We start from the raw sequence: 20,190 nt of genomic DNA, 5'->3' as shown, positions 1-20,190 counted from the left end.
GAACCACTAATTGGGCAGTATGGATGATTCCACCAACTTTGGAGTGTACGTTCACTACTGCCGCAGGAGGGCGCCGCTGCCCAGAACGCTACTAGCACTGTCGTTTTCCTGCGACGATTAATACCAACCCGTCGACCCGCGTGGTTCCCAGGATTTCATCCTGTAGGTTATCCACTCCCGCGCGCGTAGGAGCATTCCGCCAAGCCGCACAAACATCTGTTTCAGCCTGCTAACGAGCTCTCCCAACTCTTCGAGTTCCGCCCACTGAACGTGCACAACGCGCAAACCACAGGCCTCTAATTCAAGGTCACGCACCTGTTGTCGCCTTCGTTCACGCAGTTCTTGCTCGAACGAAAACCCTAATTTGCAGAGACCATCAAATTCCAGCACCAACCCCACCGCAGGATAATAGGCATCTAGATACCGTGTTGTTCTAGCGGTCCGAAGCTTGTACTGCAACGTAGCAGCAGGTAGGCCGGCCAAATGGCACACCCACACCATTGTCGCTTCGAACACAGAATCGACAGCCGGAGTAAGAAGTGCAAGCAGCCTTATTGCTTGCCGAAATCTCCTGTCATGCGGGTATTCATCTTTCAGCCGCTTCAAGATTCCAGCTTTTATAGATTTTGCTCGCTCCATCGCTACCTCAGGATTATTCCGATCAAATCCAACCAGCTTACGCAGCGCCATACAGCCGAACGTGACGCCATCGGCAGGGGGAGCAAGACGGAGCATATCCAGAATGGTTTGACGTACAGAGGTGACCAGGACGCCCTCGACATCTTCCACTTCAGGAGCCACGACCCATTCGTGTCTAATGATCTGAGCTGCAGGTAAGTGGGTATTTCCCACATCAATCCTGGGAAGGGCAAGCCGCTTCCTACAGCCTCTGTCGATCAATAGGTGAACGTCCGGGGATGTTGCCTTACATGGAATATTGTGGAGTGCCGCAGCCGATTCCATGCATGCTACTCCCCCGCCACATCGGTCAGTGCTGGCCAGTATCCGAGCGAAACGGAGAAACTCAACGTCTGAGGCTCTGGCACCTACTTCTTGGACTCTTATGGAAGCGTTTGGACTAACTCTAACGAGGGCGGGACTTGTCTTTTGCGCACTTGTACGCGGGTGCAAGCTTAACCAGGCCCTCTCGCGAATCTTGTATCTATATCGTCTGGGTTGAGCGAACATATTCGAAGTGTGGCGCTAATGAGGGCGAAGAGCAGCCTTCTTTTTGAGTTGCTGTGGATAAACGCCGCCAATCGAACTGTGGAAACCTAAAATAGTGAACGTACACTCCGCGTCTGGCGCGGAGTGTACGTTCACTAAACAATGTGGGTCGGCAGAGGCTACTTCACTGCGTCTAACAACCTGTATGTGTCAGTCTCGACCTGGAAGCCACGCCCAGTCGTCAACTCCGCACACGTCAACGTTTCCCCATCGTCACCACAAGCCCAACCATTGCGCTGAATGCGCTTGCCATATTCAAGCGGCTGCAGCTTCATCCGCTGGTCCGGATTCGGATTGTCCTCAACCTCAGCGTCGAAACGAAGCGGCTGTCCGTCCTCGACGCAAGCACCGGCACCACGACCCCCCGGCCAGACTGCCAAAGTATCTCCGCTGCGATAACCCGCCTTACAGGTCTTCTGATCCTCCGGATGTAAATCCACGGCTCGCACAAGCCCACACTGCACGCTCGGAGCCGCCGCACCCGATCCGTCCTCGCCCTTGAAAGGCAGGATCAGATCCGTACCCAACGCCCCCTTCTCATCAGAAAAAGCGCATACCGCATTACCTGATTCGGTGCGGAAAACCAACGACTTCCCCACGGCGAAATCCGCAGGCTCAGAACGAGGCATCCCCAACAAGGCCCCGACAGAAGTATCTGCCCCCTCAGGCACCTTCACGTCATCGGGATCCGACGCATCGGCCTGAGCACTCCCGCTCGCTGACTTGCCCTGGTGACCTCCGTCGAACTGACCCGTAGAAATCCCATAAACGTAGTAGCTCAGCCCAACCAACACGACAATGAGCACAACAGACCACAACGTCCAACCAATTCTTCTTACCACTGGCCCATTCCCTCTACTAGTGGCCAAGCACGGTCAATGTGCACATCCGAACCGCGTCGGCCTCGCAAGAACCCTTCGAAATCCTCCGCCCAGATAGCGTGCGCTCGCCTTTGCAACTCATTTATCTGATTGGGCAATAGCTCATCGAACTGCGCATGTTTTTGCAGCATAGCCGCAACCAGATCAAGGGTTGCGCTCGCGTCCACAAACGCATCGTGCAAGCCTTCCGGCAACTCCACGCCGTAATGGGATAACAGGTCCGACAACCGCCGCTTACCACGCCGCCGCGGCACAAAAGCCCGATCCAAAACAAGGGGGTCGAAAACGGGTGCGGCCTTACCTTCAAGCAGATCCCGCAGCGTTGCCAGCCCGTGGCGAGCAAGCTCGCTCTCCAAAATAGTCAGATCATATGAGGCGTTGAAGATGACGATCACAGCACCATCATTCACTGCCTGCACCAACGCATTCGCTATCTGCGGCAACGTGTCTACAGGATCAGTTCCGTTTACACGAACATACTCCGTGCTCATCCCATGTACGGCGGTCGAGGCAGCGGGGATTTCCACCCCAGGGTCGATCAGCCAGGATCGCACATGCTGGTCTTCCCCTGCCGAGGGCGAATTCCGGAGCACCAAAGAGGCGCTTATTATGCGTTCGCTGCGCGGATCAGTTCCAGTCGTCTCCGTGTCAAAACCAACTAACGGGGTTTGCTGCCAAACCTGCTGTGAGTCCACTCCTGCTCCCTTTCCAAGTACAAGATTAAGTGTACGTTCACTCCTAACGGGCGTTAGGAGTGAACGTACACTTAATGAATTTTGTGGGCGTGCACCACTTCTCTACTAGTGGGCACTCCCGTAGCGGCAGCCGGGCTCGCCTATCTTCGCCCTCGAACCGCCACTATGGCAGCCCTTACTTGTGCGACTGGCCGTGGTAGTTCGGTGCCTCAACAGTCATCTGCACGTCGTGTGGATGGGACTCACGAAGACCAGCAGCAGTAATCTGCACAAACTGCCCACGGTCCTTCAAAGTAGGTAGATCAGGAGCGCCGACGTAGAACATCGACTGGTGCAAACCGCCCAGCAACTGGTAAACAACCGCTGCCAAGGAACCGGAATATGGCACCTGCCCCTCAATGCCCTCAGGAACGATCTTGTCATCAGATGTGACATCGGCCTGGAAGTAGCGATCCTTAGAGTAGGACTTCCGCCCACGCGAACTCATCGCACCAAGCGAACCCATGCCGCGGTAGTGCTTGTACTGCTTACCGTTCATGAACACGAGCTCACCCGGCGATTCCTCACAGCCAGCCAGCAAGGAACCCAGCATGACCGTGTCCGCACCCGCAGCCAGCGCCTTCGCAATATCACCAGAGTATTGCAAACCGCCATCAGCAATTAGCGGAACGCCAGCAGGCCTACAAGCCTTCGCAGCCTCAATAATCGCCGTCACCTGAGGAACACCCACACCGGCAACAACGCGGGTGGTACAAATCGACCCCGGCCCAACGCCGACCTTGACCGCGTCAACGCCAGCATCAATGAGCGCCTGTGCGCCCTCTTCAGTAGCAACATTTCCGCCAATAATCTCAATGTTCGCAAAGCGCTCGTCGGACTTCAGTCGCGAGATCATCTTGCATGCCAGATCCGCAGCACCATTGGCAGTATCGACAACGAGCACGTCAACACCGGCTTCAGCTAGCGCCTCAGCGCGCTCCCAGGTGTCTCCCCAATAGCCTAGAGCGGCACCAACTAGCAGGCGCCCTTCCGAATCCTTAGTGGCATTCGGATACTTCTCGGTTTTCACAAAGTCCTTGACCGTAATCAGACCGGCCAGGTGCCCGTCCTCGTCAAGGATGGGAAGCTTCTCAATACGATGCTGCGCCAGCAACTGCTTGGCTTCTTCACGCGAGATACCTACCTTGCCAGTGATCAGCGGCATCGGAGTCATGGCTTCCTGTACCGTCATCTGGGACCACTTCGACGAGGGGATAAAACGCAGGTCGCGGTTCGTAATGATGCCGAGCAGGGTGTCGTCCTCGTCAACTACGGGCAATCCAGACACGCGGTAGTGCCCACAGAGCTTGTCGAGCTCATCGATAGTGGCCGTCGGGTGGACCGTCACCGGGTCGGATACCATTCCCGACTCTGACCGCTTTACCTGCCGGACCTGATGAGCCTGCTCCTCGATAGAAAGGTTGCGGTGCAAAATGCCAATGCCGCCTTGGCGAGCCATGGCGATCGCCATTCGAGCTTCAGTCACCGTATCCATTGCCGCAGATATAAGAGGCATACGCAGCTTGATTTTCTTAGTTAACACCGCCTCCGTATTCACATCGGAGGGGACGACGTTCGTGGTTCGCGGCAGAAGCAGAACGTCATCGTAGGTAAGACCTGTAAGAACAACTGGATTTTGCATATCGTGGCTCACATTGCAATGTTATCGCCCATCTGGATGAGGATTAAGTCCCGCGGGTGGGATTTTTATCATGTAAGATCTGTGCGCTGCAAAAATAATTCACGATTGTGCGAGTTTCGCCACAGCGTCAACGCCTCGTAACTACGCAGTTTACCCGCTGTTGCCAAATTGTTAGCCCTATCTTCGGACTACGTTCAGGAAACTCTAAGATTCAGCTGAAACACTTCTGTATAAGACATCTGGCTAATCAGTTTTTAGGTTTCCCATGAAGCCTACGCAACTGCTAAGGAGATGCGGATGACTGATGTATCGCGACTTCCCGGGCCCAGCATGGACCTGTGGGAATGGCAGTACGAAGGCGCCTGCCGCGACCTAGACACTGAACTTTTCTTTCACCCCGAGGGCGAACGCGGGGGAACACGCAGGCGTCGAGCAGAAGCGGCAAAAGCCATTTGCGCAACCTGCCCAGTAATCGACAAGTGCCGCGAGTATGCGTTGAAGGCTCATGAGCCCTACGGAGTATGGGGCGGCATGACTGAGGAAGAGCGCAGGGCGCAAATCCACAAGGCTCGCAAGAGCGCTTAGGCGACTGCGAACAGCAAGTTCCTAGGGGAGTGATCCGGCGCGGACACTCCCCTTTTTCATGCCCTCTTTGGAGTGTACGTTCACTTTTCGACAACGCCAGAACCGAGTGTACGTTCACTCCCCTTAGACGGAATACGCCCCCACAATGACACATCCGTGCAGAAAAATAGCGGCTGGCAATTAACTGCCAGCCGCTACCTCAGAAAGCTATATTAGCGATCAACCTTGGCCAAAATATCGCGAGCATTCAGCAACAGGTACTCCTGCCCGTCATACTTCACCTCGGTGCCGCCGTACTTTGAGTAAATGACTACGTCGCCCTCGGCAACGTCCAGCGGAACCCGCTTACCAGAGTCATCAACGCGTCCCGGGCCTACTGCCAAAACAGTTCCCTCTTGCGGCTTTTCCTTAGCGTTATCCGGAATGACTAGGCCAGACGCCGTCTTCTTCTCAGCTTCAACCTGCTGGACCAGAACACGGTCCTCGAGCGGCTTAATGGAGACCGACACTGCGGACCTCCCTTTCTATAGATCGAATGGGATTGCTAATGGCCGCCTACCCTCCGTCGCGGGTGGTCGAATAGGTGACCTGCGTTTAGCTACTCGCCTCACGTACAAGAATAGGTTAGCCCCCTCTTAGCACTCTGACAACCTGAGTGCCAAAGATTCTCTGTCAGCCCAACTTTCCGACGCGTCCGCATTCCCATTAGACTTCAGGCATGCACCCCAAAGTTGGCCTTCGCCCTCAAAAATCTTCCTTTTCCCAAGGTGGTACGCACTTCAACCTACTCGAGGAAGCCTTCCGAAGCGACCGCTCATCTCATGAGGTCGGAATGAAGCTCCGTAAGATGGGCATACCGGCCGATATAGCCGCAGAAGTGGCACTCCAGTGCGAACTGCGCCGCCAAGCTGCAACAAAATTGGGCGAAGACGCCGACAAAATGCTCTTCACTCGAGACGGTATGGAACAGGCCACACGCGCCGCCGTTGCGACATGGCACGCCGAAAAAATGTCCGAGGCGAACGTACACTACATTGCCGATCTAGGCTGCGGCCTGGCAACCGAAGCAATCGCCTTTTCGAAACGGGCACTGAAAGTTCTTGGCATCGAGTTAGATCCCAAAACAGCAGCCTATGCCAAGAACAATGTTTCCCGATGGCCTGATGCGGACATTCAGATCGCAGACGTCACAAAAATCGATATCGGGAAACTCAAGGCCGAGGGAGTAGACGCGCTTTTTGCTGACCCCGCCCGAAGAGGCCCACGCGGTCGCATCGCAAATCCTGCAATGTGGTCTCCGCCGTTACCGGCAGTGTACGCGTGGCGAACCCTGATCCCGAACGTGGCGGTAAAAGTTGCGCCAGGCATCAGGTACTCCGATGTTCCCGCAGATGCGGAAGCCATCTGGGCCAGCGTCGACGGTAGCCTCGTAGAAGCAAGCTTATGGTTTGGGGATTTGCGAGAACGCGCAGGCCGCTCAGCCATTATTTTTAGGGGCGATCAGCGGCATCTTTTCCAGGTTGAGGGCGAAGGTCCAACCGCTCCCGCGGCCGCCGCACCTGTCGCGGACGGAATCATGCATTGGATAGGTGAAGTTGATAGCGCCGTATTGAGGGCGGGCGGCTTAGCACAGTGGGCGCACTCCTGGCCCGGGGCTGGCATCCTCCATGATGGAATCGCCTACGTTACGTCTGAAACTTCGCCTTCCCCTGAGGCCGCAAAATATGGTCACTTTTGGGAGGTGCAGACGGTGCTGCCCTTGAATGCGAAGAAGGTCAAGAAGGAGTTAGCGAGGCTCGGGATCGGCAAATTAGAAGTGAAGAAGCGCGGAGTGCAGATCGATCCCGCAGCATTCAGGAAGTCGGTGCTCAAGGGCGCCACCGGGGATGGTGCAGCGACTCTTTTCCTGACGAGAGCACAGGTGAACGGCAAGTCTAAACACGTTGCCATAGTCGCGACGGAGTGAACGTACACTCCAATTCCGGACGGGTTTTCATACCCAACTCTTAGTGAACGTACACTTCGGCCGAGTGAACGTACACTCCGCTAACGGGCGCGAGGATTCAGCCTCTTAAACGGAAAATGCCAGCCCCGCCTAGGGCCGGCATCATCCCAAAAGCTTCAGTTACACGCGCGCCACAGACAGCGACAGTCCTGAATCAGGACCGAATTCCGGATCGGACGGGGCGACGCCCTCGCGAACCAACGCACTACCAATAGCAGCGATCTGCGCACCATTATCAGTACAGAAGCGCAGCGGAGGTAAGCGAACCTCGATGCCAGCGCTCTGGGCTCGCGCCGCGAGGAGCTCACGCAGCCGCGAATTTGCAGAGTAGCCGCCCCCCACAACGATCGTGGAGCACCCCAAGTCCTTGGCCGCCCTCACTGCTTTAGCAGTCAACGAATCATTGACAGCCTCAGAAAAGCCAGCGCACACGTCCTCGGCGGGAACCTCTTTACCAGACTGCTTTATGCCTTCAACGTATCTAGCCACTGCCGTCTTCAGACCGGAAAAACTGAAGTCGTATCGGTGCGCATCCTTGTCTTTCGCGGAAGCAAGGCCACGTGGGAAACGGATCGCCTTGCGATCACCAGCCTGCGACATACGATCAACATGCGGCCCACCTGGATAGGGAGTCCCCAGCATGCGCCCGACCTTGTCAAACGCCTCACCAGCAGCATCGTCGAGCGTACCGCCCAGCTCTCGGACGTCAGTCGCAATATTGCGAACATCGAGCAAGTTTGAGTGCCCGCCCGAAACTATCAGTCCAACGAAGTGATCTGGGAAAGGCCCGTCTACGAGCTCATCAACCGCCAGGTGCCCAATTACGTGGTTCACGCCGTATAGCGGCTTATCTAGACTTGCCGCGAGTGCCTTAGCCGCTGAAATACCAACAGTCAGAGAACCAACCAGCCCAGGCCCTGCAGCGCACGCGATTGCGTCAACCTCACTGAGGCTGACACCGGCCTTATCAAGAGCCGCCTTCATCGTTGGGAGGAAGGACTCCAAGTGAGCGCGCGAGGCAATTTCAGGAATAATGCCACCGTAGCGGGCATGCTGGTCCATGCTTGTCGCGGTCACGTCGGCAAGAAGTTCCCGGCCTCGTACTAGGGCTACGCCTGTCTCGTCACAAGTCGATTCAATACCAAGAATTAGTGGTTGAGCAGTCACCTTTTCATCCTACGCGCTCCGAGGGCGTGCGCGAAGTTAAGTGTACGTTCACTCCCCCACAGACGAATCCATGCCCCAAAACGGAGTGTACGTTCACTCCCCCACAGACGAATCCATGCCCCAAAACGGAGTGTACGTTCACTCCTTTACTCAGAGGGGAGCAGCAAAAAGGGCCCTGAGAGGTTTCCCTCCCAGGGCCCTAATCCAAGGAAACTACATGCCCTTGAGAACAGCCTTCCCAAGCTGACGATTCAACACCGAAATCGTCTCCAAAGGAATCTGCTTCGGGCAGACCGCAGCGCATTCACCAAAGTTAGTGCACCCGCCAAAGCCCTCGGCGTCATGCTGCAACAACATGTTCTTCACACGCATCAAGTTCTCGGGCTTGCCCTGCGGCAACAGGCCCAAATGTGTCACCTTCGCAGAGGTAAACAACATTGCCGACCCGTTCGGGCAAGCAGCCACACAAGCACCGCAACCAATGCAATTCGCAGCCTCGAACGCGCGATCCGCATCCTCTTTAGGAACCGGAGTAGCGTGCGCGTCAGGAGCAGCACCAGTATTGACGGAAATGTAGCCGCCAGCCTGAATAATACGATCCAAAGCGCTCCTATTTACCACCAGGTCCTTAATGACCGGGAAAGCCTTAGACCGCCACGGCTCGATCGTGATCGTGTCGCCATCCTTGAACGAACGCATGTGCAACTGACAAGTAGGAGTATTCCCCTTCGGGGAGGCACCATCATTGCCGTGCGGCACACCATTGATGACCAAACCACACATACCGCAAATGCCTTCGCGGCAATCAGAGTCGAACGCTACCGGGTCCTCGCCCTTGGCAAACAACTCCTCGTTCAAGATGTCCAGCATCTCTAGAAAGCTCGTATCTTCTTGCACCCCAACGAGCTCGTATTCCTTCATTACGCCATCAGCCTCAGGGCCAGCCTGGCGCCAGATACGCAGTTTAATTTTCACTTGTAACTCCGCTGCTTCAGCTCGATGTTGTTATAGATCAGATCTTCCTTATGCAAGACCGGAGGTTTGTCCTCACCCGTGTATTCCCACGCAGCCACATACAGGTAGTTCTTGTCGTCACGCAACGCCTCGCCCTCTTCAGTCTGAGATTCGCCACGGAAGTGGCCACCACAAGACTCATTGCGGTGCAAAGCATCAATACACATCAGCTCGCCCAGTTCCAAGAAGTCGGCGACACGGCCGGCACGCTCAAGCGACTGGTTCATCTCGCCAATCGATTTACCCGGCACACGCACGTTCGACCAGAACTCTTTCCTAAGAGCGCGAATCTTCTCGATTGCCCCCAACAGACCATCATGGGTGCGGTACATGCCGCAGTAGTCCCACATGATCCTGCCAAGTTCCTTATGGAAGGAATCCACTGACCGCGACCCGCCAATGCTCATGAAGCGGTCTATCCGCTCCTGCGCACTCTGGAGGGCGGCCTGCACATCCGGGTCGTCCTGATCCAGCACGGACTCCGCCAACTTGTCAGCCAAGTAGTCATTGACCGTGTTTGGCAGCACGAAGTAACCGTCGGAAAGCCCCTGCATTAGCGCAGACGCACCGAGCCGGTTCGCGCCGTGGTCACTGAAGTTCGCTTCCCCACCAACGTAGAGGCCGGGAATGGTGGACTGAAGATCGTAGTCAACCCACAAGCCACCCATCGTGTAGTGCGAGGCCGGGTAAATACGCATCGGCACTTCGTACGGGTCATCGTCAGTAATGCGCTCATACATTTCGAACAGGTTGCCGTACTTGGCCGAAACAGCGTCCTTACCCATGCGCTCGATTGCATCAGCGAAATCAAGGTACACGCCACGGCGCACCATGCGTTCTTCGCCGTCGGGACCGACCTCGGCTAGCGCGGGACCGACTCCCCTACCCTCGTCACACATGTTCTTGGCCTGTCGCGAAGCAATGTCACGCGGCACCAAGTTACCGAAGGAAGGATAGATGCGCTCCAGGTAGTAGTCGCGATCTTCCTCGGGAATATCGCGCGGATCCTTTTCGCAGTCTTCAGCCTTCTTCGGAACCCAAATACGGCCGTCGTTACGGAGCGACTCGGACATCAACGTCAGCTTCGACTGCTGATCGCCATGCTGCGGAATGCAAGTCGGGTGAATCTGCGTGTAGCAGGGATTAGCGAAGTACGCACCCTTACGGTAGGCCCTCCAAGCCGCCGTAGCGTTGCACCCCATGGCATTAGTAGACAGGAAGAACACGTTGCCATAGCCGCCGGTGCAAAGCACCACGCAGTGGGCAGTGTGTGCCTCGAGCTTCCCAGTAGTCATGTCTCGGGCGATAATGCCTTTGGCGTGGCCATCCTTCAGGATTAGCTCGACCATCTCATGGCGCGAATGCTCGGTAACCGTCCCGGCCTTCACCTGCCGCTCCAACGCCTGATATGCGCCAATCAGCAGCTGCTGGCCAGTTTGCCCGCGAGCGTAGAACGTACGCGATACCTGCACACCACCGAAGGAACGGTTGTCAAGCAGTCCGCCATACTCACGCGCAAACGGCACGCCCTGCGCAACACACTGGTCAATGATGTTCGCACTAACCTCGGCCAGCCTGTACACGTTAGTTTCACGAGCGCGGTAATCCCCGCCCTTGACGGTGTCGTAAAAGAGGCGGTAAACCGAGTCGTTGTCGTTGCGGTAATCCTTTGCCGCGTTAATTCCGCCCTGCGCAGCAATAGAGTGTGCTCGACGTGCCGAATCCTGGTAGAAGAACACGTCAACGTGATAGCCCATCTCGCCAAGCGAAGCAGCTGCTGCGCCGCCTGCCAGCCCGGTACCAACGACGATAATCTTCAGCTTACGACGGTTCGCCGGGTTCACTAGCTTGGCCGTAAACTTGCGGGTCTCCCAGCATTTCTCGATGGGAACGTCCAGCGGCGCCTTGGTATCAGCGATCTTGTCGCCCTCGTAATAAAGTCCTGAAATAAGTTCGCTCATGATCATTCCCTACTTAATAACGCCCAGCGCGATTGCAAGGGGCGGCAGCACAAACATGAACCAGATGGCAAAACCAATAAGCCCAGACAGCACAGTCATAGGCTTGCGAGTGTTTTCGCGCATCCACCCCATAGTTTGGAAAGCCGACCAGAAGCCGTGTGCAATATGCAGGCCAATGATGGAGACGAACACGATGTATACCAACACCATCCACCAATTCGAGAAGGTGGTTAGCATCATGTCAAAGGGCATAGCCGGAATCTTCTCACCGTCGACCACCATTGTGTGCGAGGCATAAGCCGCATTGTTGCCCACTTTGAACGTCTTTGTTGTGAAGTGCAAGATGTGGAAGATGATCAGGAAGATCAACAGGATTGAGCCAACTCGCACTGTGCGCGCCGCGTAAGAGTTTGTCACCGCCTTCTTCACGTCGTAACGGGTTCCCCGAGCTGCGCCGCCGCGGTGCCACAGATAGAGCGCGGACACCATGTGCACAACAATGAGCACAACCATGATCACGCGCAAGATCCAGAGGAGACCTTCGTGAGGCAGGATCGGGACCAGGAATTCCCGCAGGTGATGAGCGTAACCGTTGTACGCGGCCGCACCGCCAAACGCCTTTAGGTTCCCGTATGAATGAAATACCAGAAAAAAGACAAAGAAGAGGCCGGAAATCGCCATCGCCTGCTTCATGAAGACGGTGGTGTTCCACGCATGTCTCTTCTTGGTCGTCACATTTGAATTCGCCACGTTTTTTAGCCTAGTCTCACGACCTGACACGGAGAGTAGATCTAGGTCCTAAACTTTTCTCTCACGCTCTCTAAAAACCTTCATTAGGGCTATAACCACGGATTTTAGGGAGTTTTACCGAAACAAAGTCGACCCATTTTTCTGACACAAGCAGTCAGCGGAGCCCTTGCTCGACCTCCACATGTGAACCTTTTGACAACGAAAGTGTTACGTAAACTACTTTTTAGCTATTTTGCGCTACCAGGCTTTCTCGAGGGCGGACCCATACTCCGCCCGGCCGACACCTTGAACTTGCCCGGCAAAGTTACAACTTTTTACCCATCCGCACCGCATCGTCCGGTGGGAGCCGGTAGTAGCGCTTGATCCTGCCGAGGGCTTCATAGCCCGCCCTCTTATAAATTCGTTGTGCAGCTAAGTTCTTCGAACGTACTTCCAGGAAAATCGAACTTGCCGACCGCCGCCGCGACGCCTCATCTATCCACGCCACAATCGCTGAAGCAATTCCGCGTCTTCTAGCCTCCGGAATCGTGGCAACCGTCATCACATCGGCCTGGTCTCCAGCGTAGCGGGCGCCCCCATACCCCAACAGGACGCTAGAGTCCTGCCCGGCCAGCGCCCCCACATATTCACGATCGGGACGGCTTAGTTCCGCAACCAGGGTCTGCTTATTCCACGCCTCTCCCCCAAATAAGGCAGACTCCAGCGAGGCAATCTGCTCGACCCACTGCGGGCCGAGCTTTACCAGGTGAAACTCGCCCGCCGGCGCTTCGGCGTGGAGTGTACGTTCACTCATTTAAGAGGCCGAGGCGGCCCTTCTGTGCAGCAGCCACCTTAGCCGCTACGCCCGGGTGAATATCCGGCCTACGCAGGTAAAGCGGCTCAGAAGAGAAGTCGACCTCCTCGCCACCGGCCTCACGTGCCAGCCTTGCCGCGCCGATGCGGGCCATAACTACCGGGTCCAACGTGTCAGCCAGCTGTGCGGACGGGGGCAACGCCTCAGGGTATAGTTCAGCACCCGCACCAACGATGAAAGGATCTTCACCACGGGACTTGTTGAAGAACGATTCAGCTGGACCAACCTCAGGCCCCCACAACGCTGTCACATCATCTGGGCCAGCAGCTTCGTAAAGTCCGGCGTAGACCTCTTTGCGCTTGCCATCGGTGGCCACCAGAACCTTCCGATCGCGCACCTGATCCAACGCCTGCCTAGCTAATACGTCCAAGCTGCAAATGCCGAGCACCCGAGCGTCAAGCACCTCGCCGATTACTCGCGCCGACACCAAACCTGCACGTAACCCAGTAAATGGTGCGGGACCAGTTCCAACGGCAATAGTCTCGATTCCAGCCTCGGCCAATTCCTTGCCACTGCCCTGCTTCACGACACGTCGAATCAGCTCATTCAGAGCTTCCGCGTGTCGCCGCTGATCGGCAATGACCTCCTTCGCCAAGACCTCGACAGACTGATCAATATCTACTAGTCCGACACCGGCTCCAGCCGAGGTGTCAATACACAAAAACCGCACGGGTCAACCCTAGTCCTTCACTACTCCATTGTGACAATCTGCCTGGCCAACCGGGATCTCACCGGTAGCTGGGAATACCCTAGACAGGTCCTCCCCCAGCTGCCGCAGGTCAATATTCGCCCACCGCTGGCCGTGTCCTGTCAGACGCAGCGTCCGCTTACCATCGTCCATCTGTGTCAGATCCACCGTGCCATCAGCGTCAACCTGCGCCGTCCCGCCAGTTGGCCGAATAATGTCGACCTCAAGCCGGTCCTCGGAAAGCCCCTCGGTCTTCCCCTTGCCCCATTCGATAACGGTCACGGACTCACTCAGCGACGACTCCAAGTCAAGAGTCTCTAGATCCTCTGCGTCCTCGATACGGTAGGCGTCCGCATGAATCAAAGGAACGCTACCGCCCTCGGGAGGATGCACCCGAGCCACGATGAAAGTGGGAGACGAAACGTTGCCGTGCACGCCCATCCCCTTGCCAATACCCTGCGTAAACGTGGTCTTACCAGCGCCCAATTCCCCAGAGAGCATCACCAAATCACCAGGCCCAAGCAACTTCGCCAACCGTTCGCCAACGCGCCTGGTCTCGTCGGGTTCTGCGACCTCTATCTGCAAATTATTCGTCACCATCTTGCCTACCTTTGACGTCAATACGGGGTACACGGGCGCCAACCCGCGTCACCACCTCATAGTTTATTGTGTTAGTCCAATTAGCCCAGTCCCGCGCTGTTGGCTCCCCATCCGAACCGTCGCCGAAGAAGATGGCATCGTCGCCGACTTCCGCTGGGGCGTGTTCGCCCTCGCCCAAATCAAGAACGACCTGATCCATGCAGATTCGGCCCACAATCGGCGCGTCGAATGCCCTATCCTTTGTCTTAATCCGCACCCGCGCCCCATCGCAGGCACGCGCAATCCCGTCACCGTACCCAAGCGGGGCGACGGCGAGCCACCGCTGCGAAGGCGTAACCCACGTCCCCCCGTAAGAAACCGGGCGCCCCGCCTCGACTTTTTTAACCACCGTCAAGCCTGCCTGCAGGCGCATGGCTGGCCGCAACGCCAGGTCAGAGTTGGTTTGCACGCGCTCATCTGGGCTGAGCCCATAAACCCCAATCCCGTCACGCACCATCGGCGTATGTAGCTCCGGGTGCCACAGCGTAGCCGCAGTTGCAGACAGATGGGAAAGCTCGGGATTCAAGCCGGCCTCTTTCGCCACGGCGAGGGCGGCGGCAAACTCTTGGCCCGCACGTTTCGTCTGCGCCTTGCCTTCCGCTGAAACCTCGTCGGCCCGCGAGAGGTGCGACCAGACTGCCACGACCCGGATTTTCCCCGCCTTTTCTAGGCGGAACGCAGCTTCGCAGAGGGCGGGCCAGGTGCGGGCGGTGGCTCCGGCACGGGACATTCCCGTATCGATTTTTAAGTGTACGTTCACTATCTTCGAGGTTTTTTCGGCTGCCTCTTCTAGCCGATCTAATGCCCAAAAATCAGAAACTGACAAATCAATGTCTGCTTCTACGGCCTCTTCAATCGGGGATCCTGGTAGGAAAATCCACGAAAATATGCGCGGCCGCTTGCCCACAATTTTTCGTATCTGCATCGCCTCGGTTAGCTGTGCCGCACCAAACCAGGTTGTCCCCGCCTGGATTGCCGCGCGCGCCACTAAGGCCAACCCGTGGCCGTACGCGTTCGCCTTCACGATTACCATGTGCTCACTATCTGGCGCAGCTGCCCGTAGCTGGCGCACGTTGGCGGCAATCGCCGCAGTATCGATCAGAGCTACTCCGCCATAGGTGTCGTAAAGGTGCTGAGTCATGACTCCCATTGTGCCACTGTCTAGGCGCTCTTCCTGACCTTCCTGCACACATTCTCTTTTCGCGCAGGTTAGAGGCATTTATTACCAAGAAATTGCCCAGTTACTTCCAATCTGTTTAGTGAACGTACACTCCACACGAAACCGCAAACTAAGTGAACGTACACTCCACTAGCGCAGGGCTAGTTCTATCGCAGCCGGAATCTGCTGCACGATATCTGAAGCAAGAATTGGATGCCCCACCTTCTTCTTGCGTCCCAGCTCCGGGCCTGCGCCCAATCCCGCCGCTAGCCGCGCCGCAATCGAATGCACCCATGTGCCCGCTGCAGCACCAGCAGCCGTCTCCGACGCAGAAAGCGAATGCCCATCAGCCTCAGCCTGCGCCTGCTCCATCGCGAGCACCGCCCCAAGGATCCCCGCAAGCGCATCACCAGCCCCCGCAGTAGCAGTCCACCCTGGCGCTTCCGCTTGGGTGAAGGTATCGCCCTCGGGACCACACACAACGCTCACGGCCCCCTTTAGCAGAACGGTCGCACCCGTCTTCTCCGCTAACAGACCTGCCCATTTTGCGGGTGCCGCCTCAATATCCGACCTGGCCACCCCACCAGAAGCCTCGCTAAAACCCAAACGGGTAGCTAGTTGCGCAGCCTCACCCGCGTGCGGAGTAAGAACCACATTCGGGGCGAATTTCCGCACTCGTCGCACGGGCGAAGACCCCATGGACTCTGCCCGCTCAGGTAGCCGCGCCAAAATACGATCAATAATCGAAATGCCACCAGCATCCACAACCACCGGCAGGGACCGCAAAATCGCCTTAGTGGCAGCACGAACCATCTCGTCTACCCTGCCCTCATCTTTCGGATCGAGGCCGGGACCAACCACCACGGCCTGCGACCTCCCGCTTACCGGCACCGCTTCCGGCAGTACCGCAAAAAGCGAGGCCGAAGCAGCCGCGGGAATATTCACGCGAACCATGCCGGCCCCAGTGCGCGCGGCCGCTCGAGCACAAATAATCCCCGTAGCCGGATACGAGTCGGAGCCGGCCACCACTTCCACCACCCCGCGGGTGTACTTGTGATCCGCCCTCCCTGGTACCTTCCAGAGGTCGGCCACGTCAGCCGCGGTCAGTCGGCATGCGGACACGGGAGCTTCGACCGGCCCCAGTTCCACTACCTCGATAGAGCCGAAAGAGTTGCATGCAGGCGGCAAAAGGGCAGGATTCTTCATTGCGCCCATGGTTACCGTGACGTCAGCAGTAAGGTGAGGGCCGGCTACCTTTCCGTCCTCGCCACCTAGCCCGGAAGGAACGTCGACTGCTACCACCACTGGTTCGTCAGGACTGGAATCTCGTAGTGACACCAGTTGCCCCACGACGGTGGCGGCAGTTCCTCGGAGTGGCCCACTACCGCCGGTACCGACAATGCCATCTACCCACACCCCGGCTTTGTTTGCTGCCTCGGCAACGAGGGCTCGCAGCTGCGACCGCTTAGTCAGCCTGGCCGCGTCCAAAATGTCCACCCCTGCCTTCTTGGCAGCAGCCAACGCGCGCGGATGGGCCTTAGTCGAAACAAGTAAGGCCTGCACCTTCGCCCCCGAATCAGCCAGGTATTTAGCCGCATAGAGGGCGTCACCACCGTTATCGCCACCCCCGACAAGAGCTAGGACGGTAGAACCATGCACCGTAGCCCCAAGCAGGGTCAGCTGATCCGACACAGCCGCAGCCACCCCATCGGCGGCTTGCTTCATCAAGGCGTCCTGGGGAGCGGCAGCAACCAGCTCGCCCTCGGCACGCCGAACATCACTGGAGGCGTAGGCGCGCAGCATTATTCGACGGTCACCGACTTAGCTAGGTTCCTAGGCTGGTCCACATCTAGGCCACGAGTCTTCGCAACCTCGCAAGCCAGAATCTGAAGAGGAACAACCGTAAGTAGCGGCAGATACAAGGTTGGGGCGGCCGGCACGCGGAAGACAGCTTCGGCGAAATTGTCCACCGAAGAATCGCCCTCTTCTGCTACACAGAACACGCGCGCGCCCCTAGTACGCACCTCTTGGATGTTCGACAGCACCTTGCGGTGCAGCTCAGGCCGACGCGGAGTGGGAACGATAAAGACGACAGCAACCCCGTCCTCGACAAGGGCGATCGGCCCGTGCTTCAGCTCGCCCGCAGCAAACCCCTCAGCGTGAATGTAGGCAATTTCTTTCAGCTTGAGGGCGCCCTCCATAGCAACTGGGAAGCCCACGTGCCTGCCAAGGAAGTACACGGATTCTTCAGAAGCCAAAGTGCGGGCCACCTGGCGCACCGTCTCGGCATTGTCGAGGACGCGCTGCACCTTCTGGGGAAGCTTCTCGAGCTTCTCCATGTAGTCTTCGATCTCGTCAATGTACTTGTTCCCACGTACCTGCGCCAAGAACAATCCCAGCAGATAGCAGGCGGAAAGCTGCGCCGTGAAGGCCTTAGTAGAGGCAACCGCGATCTCGCGGCCGGCATGTGTCAGCAGCACCGCATCCGATTCACGCGAAATAGTCGAACCGGGGGTGTTCACAATCGCCAATACGCGTGCCCCCTGCTCCCGAGCGTGCCTAATAGCCATGATCGTGTCCATCGTCTCACCAGACTGAGAGATGGCCACTACCAGCGTCTTCTCGGTTACCACGGGGTCTCGGTAAGAGAATTCGTGAGCCAATTCGACCTCGACTGGGATGCGACACCAGTGCTCAATCGCATAGCGGGCGACCTGTCCGGCGTACGCGGCCGTACCACACCCGACAACGATCATCTTGTCAATAGTGCGGAGTACCTCGGTAGGAATGCGCAGCTCATCCAATGCCAGGTGCCCTGTGGAATCGAAACGATCCTCCAAAGTAGCCTTGATCGCCTTTGGCTGCTCAGAAATTTCCTTCTCCATGAAGGTGGGCCAACCGCCCTTTTCAGCAGTCTCGGTCTCGAAGTCAATCTTGTAAGTAGACGGTTCAGTTGCCTTGCCCTCGACGTCCACAATCACGACCTCGGTGGCGGTCAGAAGAACCATTTCGTCTTGGCCGACCTCGACCACCTGGTCGGTGTGCTCAGCAAACGCCAACACGTCAGAGCCAAGGAAGTTCTCGCCCTCGCCAATTCCCACGACGAGCGGAGAAGAGCGGCGAGCTGCAACTATCGCGTCCGGACAGTCCTGATGCAGCACCAGCAAGGTGAAAGTGCCTTCCAAGCGCGCAGTCGTCTTCCGCATCGCCCGTGCTAGACGCGCAAAAGCTGCCTTGTTGGAAGCATCAGGAACTACGGCTCCCTGATCCGCTACCTGCTCAGAATCGCCCTGATCAGCGCGGTAATAATGGGCAACCAGGTGGGCTACGACCTCGGTATCAGTGTCCGAGACGAACTCGACCCCGGCAGCGGTAAGTTCCCCCCGCAGCGCGTCCGCATTCTCAATAATGCCATTGTGGACCAGAGCCAGCCGCCCCTCGTCAGCAATGTGAGGATGCGCGTTTTCGGTGGTCGGAATGCCGTGGGTCGCCCACCGCGTATGCCCGATCCCTGCAATCGCATCATCCAACGGCTCATCCTGTAGAAGCTGACGCAAATTCGCCAACTTACCCACAGATTTGCGCACCTGCAGGAGCTGCGGCGCGGCCACAGCAACACCAGCAGAGTCGTATCCGCGATATTCAAGGCGAGCCAACCCGCCCATTACTACCTGCGCGCTACGAGCGCCGAGCTTACAACCAATATGTCCAACAATTCCGCACATACGTAAATCAAACCACGTACCGGTGACATTTTCAGCAAACAAAACAGTAAATACACCGTAAAAATAAGTGGAATACGCCATTCAACTTTGCGTCATTACCCCCGCTTGAGGGCATAATGAAGCGTGAACGCTCTACAGAACAACCCTTGGGGTATGCCTTCCAGTTTTTTCGAGGGCGAAACTGGCAGCCAACTTGCCCCAGCTAGGGGGCCACAGACTTCAGATCGCAGCCCCTATCAGGAATTCGACAGGCGCAGCTGGGCCTCGTTGGCATCTGCCACCCCGCTGCCGCTCACTGAATCAGATATTCGCAGGTTGGCCGGTCTGAACGATCCAATTGACATGCGAGAAGTAGACGCAATCTACCGCCCTCTTTCAGCATTGCTCCAACTTTACGTGAATGAGCAGCGCTCTTTGGCTGATGCGCGGGCCGCTTTCCTGCGCGAACCGCACGGGCGGACCACACCCTTCGTGATTGGTATTGCGGGATCTGTGGCGGTCGGGAAATCTACCGTTGCTAGGTTGCTGACCGAGTTGATGCGACGGTGGCCTCAGACTCCGAAGGTGGAGTTGCTTGCAACCGATGGGTTCTTGAAGCCGAATGCGGAGTTGAAACGTCTGGGTCTGATGGACCGGAAGGGATTCCCGGAATCTTACGATAGGCGCGCTCTGCTACGTTTCCTTGCGGCGATTAAATCTGGGGCCCGGCAGGTTTCCGCCCCGGTTTATTCGCATGTTAGCTACGATATTGTGCCCGATGAGCGGAACGTAGTTGAGCAGCCGGATGTTCTGATTGTCGAGGGGCTGAATGTGCTTCAGCCGCCGGTGCGGTCTTCAGAAGCGTCGACGGCCCTTGGCGTGTCAGACTTTTTCGATTTCTCGATTTACGTTGATGCCCGTCATGAGGACATTAAGAATTGGTACATCGAGCGTTTCTTGAGGCTCCGCGAATTCGCATTCAAGCAGCCGAATTCTTATTTCCGGTCCTACGCTAATTTGTCGGACGAGGAAGCGGTGCAGACTGCCGACCGGATTTGGAACGACATTAACCTGGTCAATCTGATCGAGAATATTCGCCCAACTCGCGGCAGGGCAACACTGGTCATTACCAAGAACGAAGAGCACCGGGTAAACCGGCTTCGTCTGCGCAAACTCTAATT

Annotated in this window: 18 protein-coding genes; 3 read left to right on the top strand and 15 right to left on the bottom strand. The window is 56.9% G+C overall.

Features of this window, described 5'->3' with window-relative positions:
• Window positions 1-117 precede the first annotated feature (117 nt).
• The 4 genes from AC1EKG_RS03230 to guaB all read right to left on the bottom strand — a co-directional run bounded on the left by AC1EKG_RS03230 (window position 118) and on the right by guaB (window position 4,484).
• Window positions 118-963, bottom strand: a complete 846-nt coding sequence (locus AC1EKG_RS03230; protein WP_167568326.1) for a hypothetical protein — start codon at window positions 961-963, stop codon at window positions 118-120.
• Between the two features lie 383 nt (window positions 964-1,346).
• On the bottom strand, window positions 1,347-2,069 hold the full coding sequence (locus AC1EKG_RS03225; RefSeq protein ID WP_004805869.1) for a hypothetical protein: 723 nt from the start codon (window positions 2,067-2,069) through the stop codon (window positions 1,347-1,349).
• A complete protein-coding gene (locus AC1EKG_RS03220; RefSeq protein ID WP_004805866.1) occupies window positions 2,063-2,803 on the bottom strand; it encodes an exonuclease domain-containing protein in 741 nt (246 codons plus the stop codon). Before AC1EKG_RS03220 ends, AC1EKG_RS03225 begins: the two co-directional genes overlap by 7 nt.
• Before the next feature lie 175 nt (window positions 2,804-2,978).
• Entirely contained in the window at window positions 2,979-4,484 is a 1,506-nt protein-coding gene (guaB, locus tag AC1EKG_RS03215) for an IMP dehydrogenase (protein ID WP_004805863.1), read from the bottom strand.
• Between the two features lie 297 nt (window positions 4,485-4,781).
• Between guaB and AC1EKG_RS03210 the strand changes: the two genes are divergently transcribed.
• Window positions 4,782-5,069 (top strand): WhiB family transcriptional regulator, encoded by a 288-nt coding sequence (locus tag AC1EKG_RS03210; protein WP_004805862.1) that lies wholly within the window; start codon window positions 4,782-4,784, stop codon window positions 5,067-5,069.
• Window positions 5,070-5,281: 212 nt separating this feature from the next.
• Here the strand turns inward: AC1EKG_RS03210 and groES are convergent, their stop codons facing one another.
• Window positions 5,282-5,578, bottom strand: a complete 297-nt coding sequence (gene groES, locus AC1EKG_RS03205) for a co-chaperone GroES (protein WP_004805860.1) — start codon at window positions 5,576-5,578, stop codon at window positions 5,282-5,284.
• A gap of 323 nt (window positions 5,579-5,901) precedes the next feature.
• On the opposite strand from groES, the gene AC1EKG_RS03200 reads away from it, so the two are divergent.
• Window positions 5,902-7,035 (top strand): THUMP-like domain-containing protein, encoded by a 1,134-nt coding sequence (locus AC1EKG_RS03200; RefSeq protein ID WP_004805859.1) that lies wholly within the window; start codon window positions 5,902-5,904, stop codon window positions 7,033-7,035.
• Between the two features lie 159 nt (window positions 7,036-7,194).
• On the opposite strand, the gene tsaD is transcribed toward AC1EKG_RS03200, so the two are convergent.
• The 10 genes from tsaD to glmS form a co-directional block, all read right to left on the bottom strand.
• On the bottom strand, window positions 7,195-8,241 hold the full coding sequence (gene tsaD, locus AC1EKG_RS03195; RefSeq protein WP_004805857.1) for a tRNA (adenosine(37)-N6)-threonylcarbamoyltransferase complex transferase subunit TsaD: 1,047 nt from the start codon (window positions 8,239-8,241) through the stop codon (window positions 7,195-7,197).
• 213 nt (window positions 8,242-8,454) lie between these two features.
• Window positions 8,455-9,216, bottom strand: a complete 762-nt coding sequence (locus AC1EKG_RS03190) for a succinate dehydrogenase/fumarate reductase iron-sulfur subunit (protein WP_004805856.1) — start codon at window positions 9,214-9,216, stop codon at window positions 8,455-8,457.
• Window positions 9,213-11,216: a fumarate reductase/succinate dehydrogenase flavoprotein subunit gene (locus AC1EKG_RS03185; RefSeq protein WP_004805853.1), complete on the bottom strand. Its 2,004-nt coding sequence runs from the start codon at window positions 11,214-11,216 to the stop codon at window positions 9,213-9,215. Before AC1EKG_RS03185 ends, AC1EKG_RS03190 begins: the two co-directional genes overlap by 4 nt.
• Before the next feature lie 9 nt (window positions 11,217-11,225).
• Window positions 11,226-11,966 carry a succinate dehydrogenase cytochrome b subunit gene (locus tag AC1EKG_RS03180; protein ID WP_004805850.1) on the bottom strand — a complete coding sequence of 247 codons (741 nt, stop codon included), beginning with the start codon at window positions 11,964-11,966 and terminating at the stop codon, window positions 11,226-11,228.
• A gap of 304 nt (window positions 11,967-12,270) precedes the next feature.
• Window positions 12,271-12,759 carry a ribosomal protein S18-alanine N-acetyltransferase gene (rimI, locus tag AC1EKG_RS03175; RefSeq protein WP_004805849.1) on the bottom strand — a complete coding sequence of 163 codons (489 nt, stop codon included), beginning with the start codon at window positions 12,757-12,759 and terminating at the stop codon, window positions 12,271-12,273.
• On the bottom strand, window positions 12,752-13,489 hold the full coding sequence (tsaB, locus tag AC1EKG_RS03170; RefSeq protein WP_004805846.1) for a tRNA (adenosine(37)-N6)-threonylcarbamoyltransferase complex dimerization subunit type 1 TsaB: 738 nt from the start codon (window positions 13,487-13,489) through the stop codon (window positions 12,752-12,754). Before tsaB ends, rimI begins: the two co-directional genes overlap by 8 nt.
• 9 nt (window positions 13,490-13,498) lie before the next feature.
• On the bottom strand, window positions 13,499-14,107 hold the full coding sequence (tsaE, locus tag AC1EKG_RS03165; RefSeq protein ID WP_048707201.1) for a tRNA (adenosine(37)-N6)-threonylcarbamoyltransferase complex ATPase subunit type 1 TsaE: 609 nt from the start codon (window positions 14,105-14,107) through the stop codon (window positions 13,499-13,501).
• Window positions 14,094-15,287 (bottom strand): alanine racemase, encoded by a 1,194-nt coding sequence (gene alr, locus AC1EKG_RS03160; RefSeq protein WP_040314962.1) that lies wholly within the window; start codon window positions 15,285-15,287, stop codon window positions 14,094-14,096. The genes tsaE and alr overlap by 14 nt, the downstream gene beginning before the upstream one ends.
• A 168-nt stretch (window positions 15,288-15,455) precedes the next feature.
• Window positions 15,456-17,108 carry a bifunctional ADP-dependent NAD(P)H-hydrate dehydratase/NAD(P)H-hydrate epimerase gene (locus AC1EKG_RS03155; protein WP_004805841.1) on the bottom strand — a complete coding sequence of 551 codons (1,653 nt, stop codon included), beginning with the start codon at window positions 17,106-17,108 and terminating at the stop codon, window positions 15,456-15,458.
• A complete protein-coding gene (glmS, locus tag AC1EKG_RS03150; protein WP_040314959.1) occupies window positions 17,108-19,030 on the bottom strand; it encodes a glutamine--fructose-6-phosphate transaminase (isomerizing) in 1,923 nt (640 codons plus the stop codon). The genes AC1EKG_RS03155 and glmS overlap by 1 nt, the downstream gene beginning before the upstream one ends.
• A 153-nt stretch (window positions 19,031-19,183) precedes the next feature.
• On the opposite strand from glmS, the gene coaA reads away from it, so the two are divergent.
• Entirely contained in the window at window positions 19,184-20,188 is a 1,005-nt protein-coding gene (gene coaA / locus AC1EKG_RS03145; protein WP_081499161.1) for a type I pantothenate kinase, read from the top strand.
• Window positions 20,189-20,190 lie beyond the last annotated feature (2 nt).

Source organism: Winkia sp. C0117E2, from assembly GCF_056590455.1.
The sequence above is the reverse complement of the archived record's forward strand: the minus strand, read 5'-3'. Positions and strand labels throughout refer to the sequence as shown.

Bases quoted from the DNA above. Each gene is read 5' to 3' on its own strand.
- AC1EKG_RS03230 (WP_167568326.1), bottom strand. From the start codon at position 963: ATGGAATCGGCTGCGGCACTCCACAATATTCCATGTAAGGCAACATCC.
- guaB (WP_004805863.1), bottom strand. From the start codon at position 4,484: ATGCAAAATCCAGTTGTTCTTACAGGTCTTACCTACGATGACGTTCTG.
- AC1EKG_RS03210 (WP_004805862.1), top strand. From the start codon at position 4,782: ATGACTGATGTATCGCGACTTCCCGGGCCCAGCATGGACCTGTGGGAA.
- AC1EKG_RS03200 (WP_004805859.1), top strand. From the start codon at position 5,902: ATGAAGCTCCGTAAGATGGGCATACCGGCCGATATAGCCGCAGAAGTG.
- AC1EKG_RS03185 (WP_004805853.1), bottom strand. From the start codon at position 11,216: ATGAGCGAACTTATTTCAGGACTTTATTACGAGGGCGACAAGATCGCT.
- rimI (WP_004805849.1), bottom strand. From the start codon at position 12,759: ATGAGTGAACGTACACTCCACGCCGAAGCGCCGGCGGGCGAGTTTCAC.
- tsaE (WP_048707201.1), bottom strand. From the start codon at position 14,107: ATGGTGACGAATAATTTGCAGATAGAGGTCGCAGAACCCGACGAGACC.
- alr (WP_040314962.1), bottom strand. From the start codon at position 15,287: ATGACTCAGCACCTTTACGACACCTATGGCGGAGTAGCTCTGATCGAT.
- AC1EKG_RS03155 (WP_004805841.1), bottom strand. From the start codon at position 17,108: ATGCTGCGCGCCTACGCCTCCAGTGATGTTCGGCGTGCCGAGGGCGAG.
- glmS (WP_040314959.1), bottom strand. From the start codon at position 19,030: ATGTGCGGAATTGTTGGACATATTGGTTGTAAGCTCGGCGCTCGTAGC.
- coaA (WP_081499161.1), top strand. From the start codon at position 19,184: ATGCCTTCCAGTTTTTTCGAGGGCGAAACTGGCAGCCAACTTGCCCCA.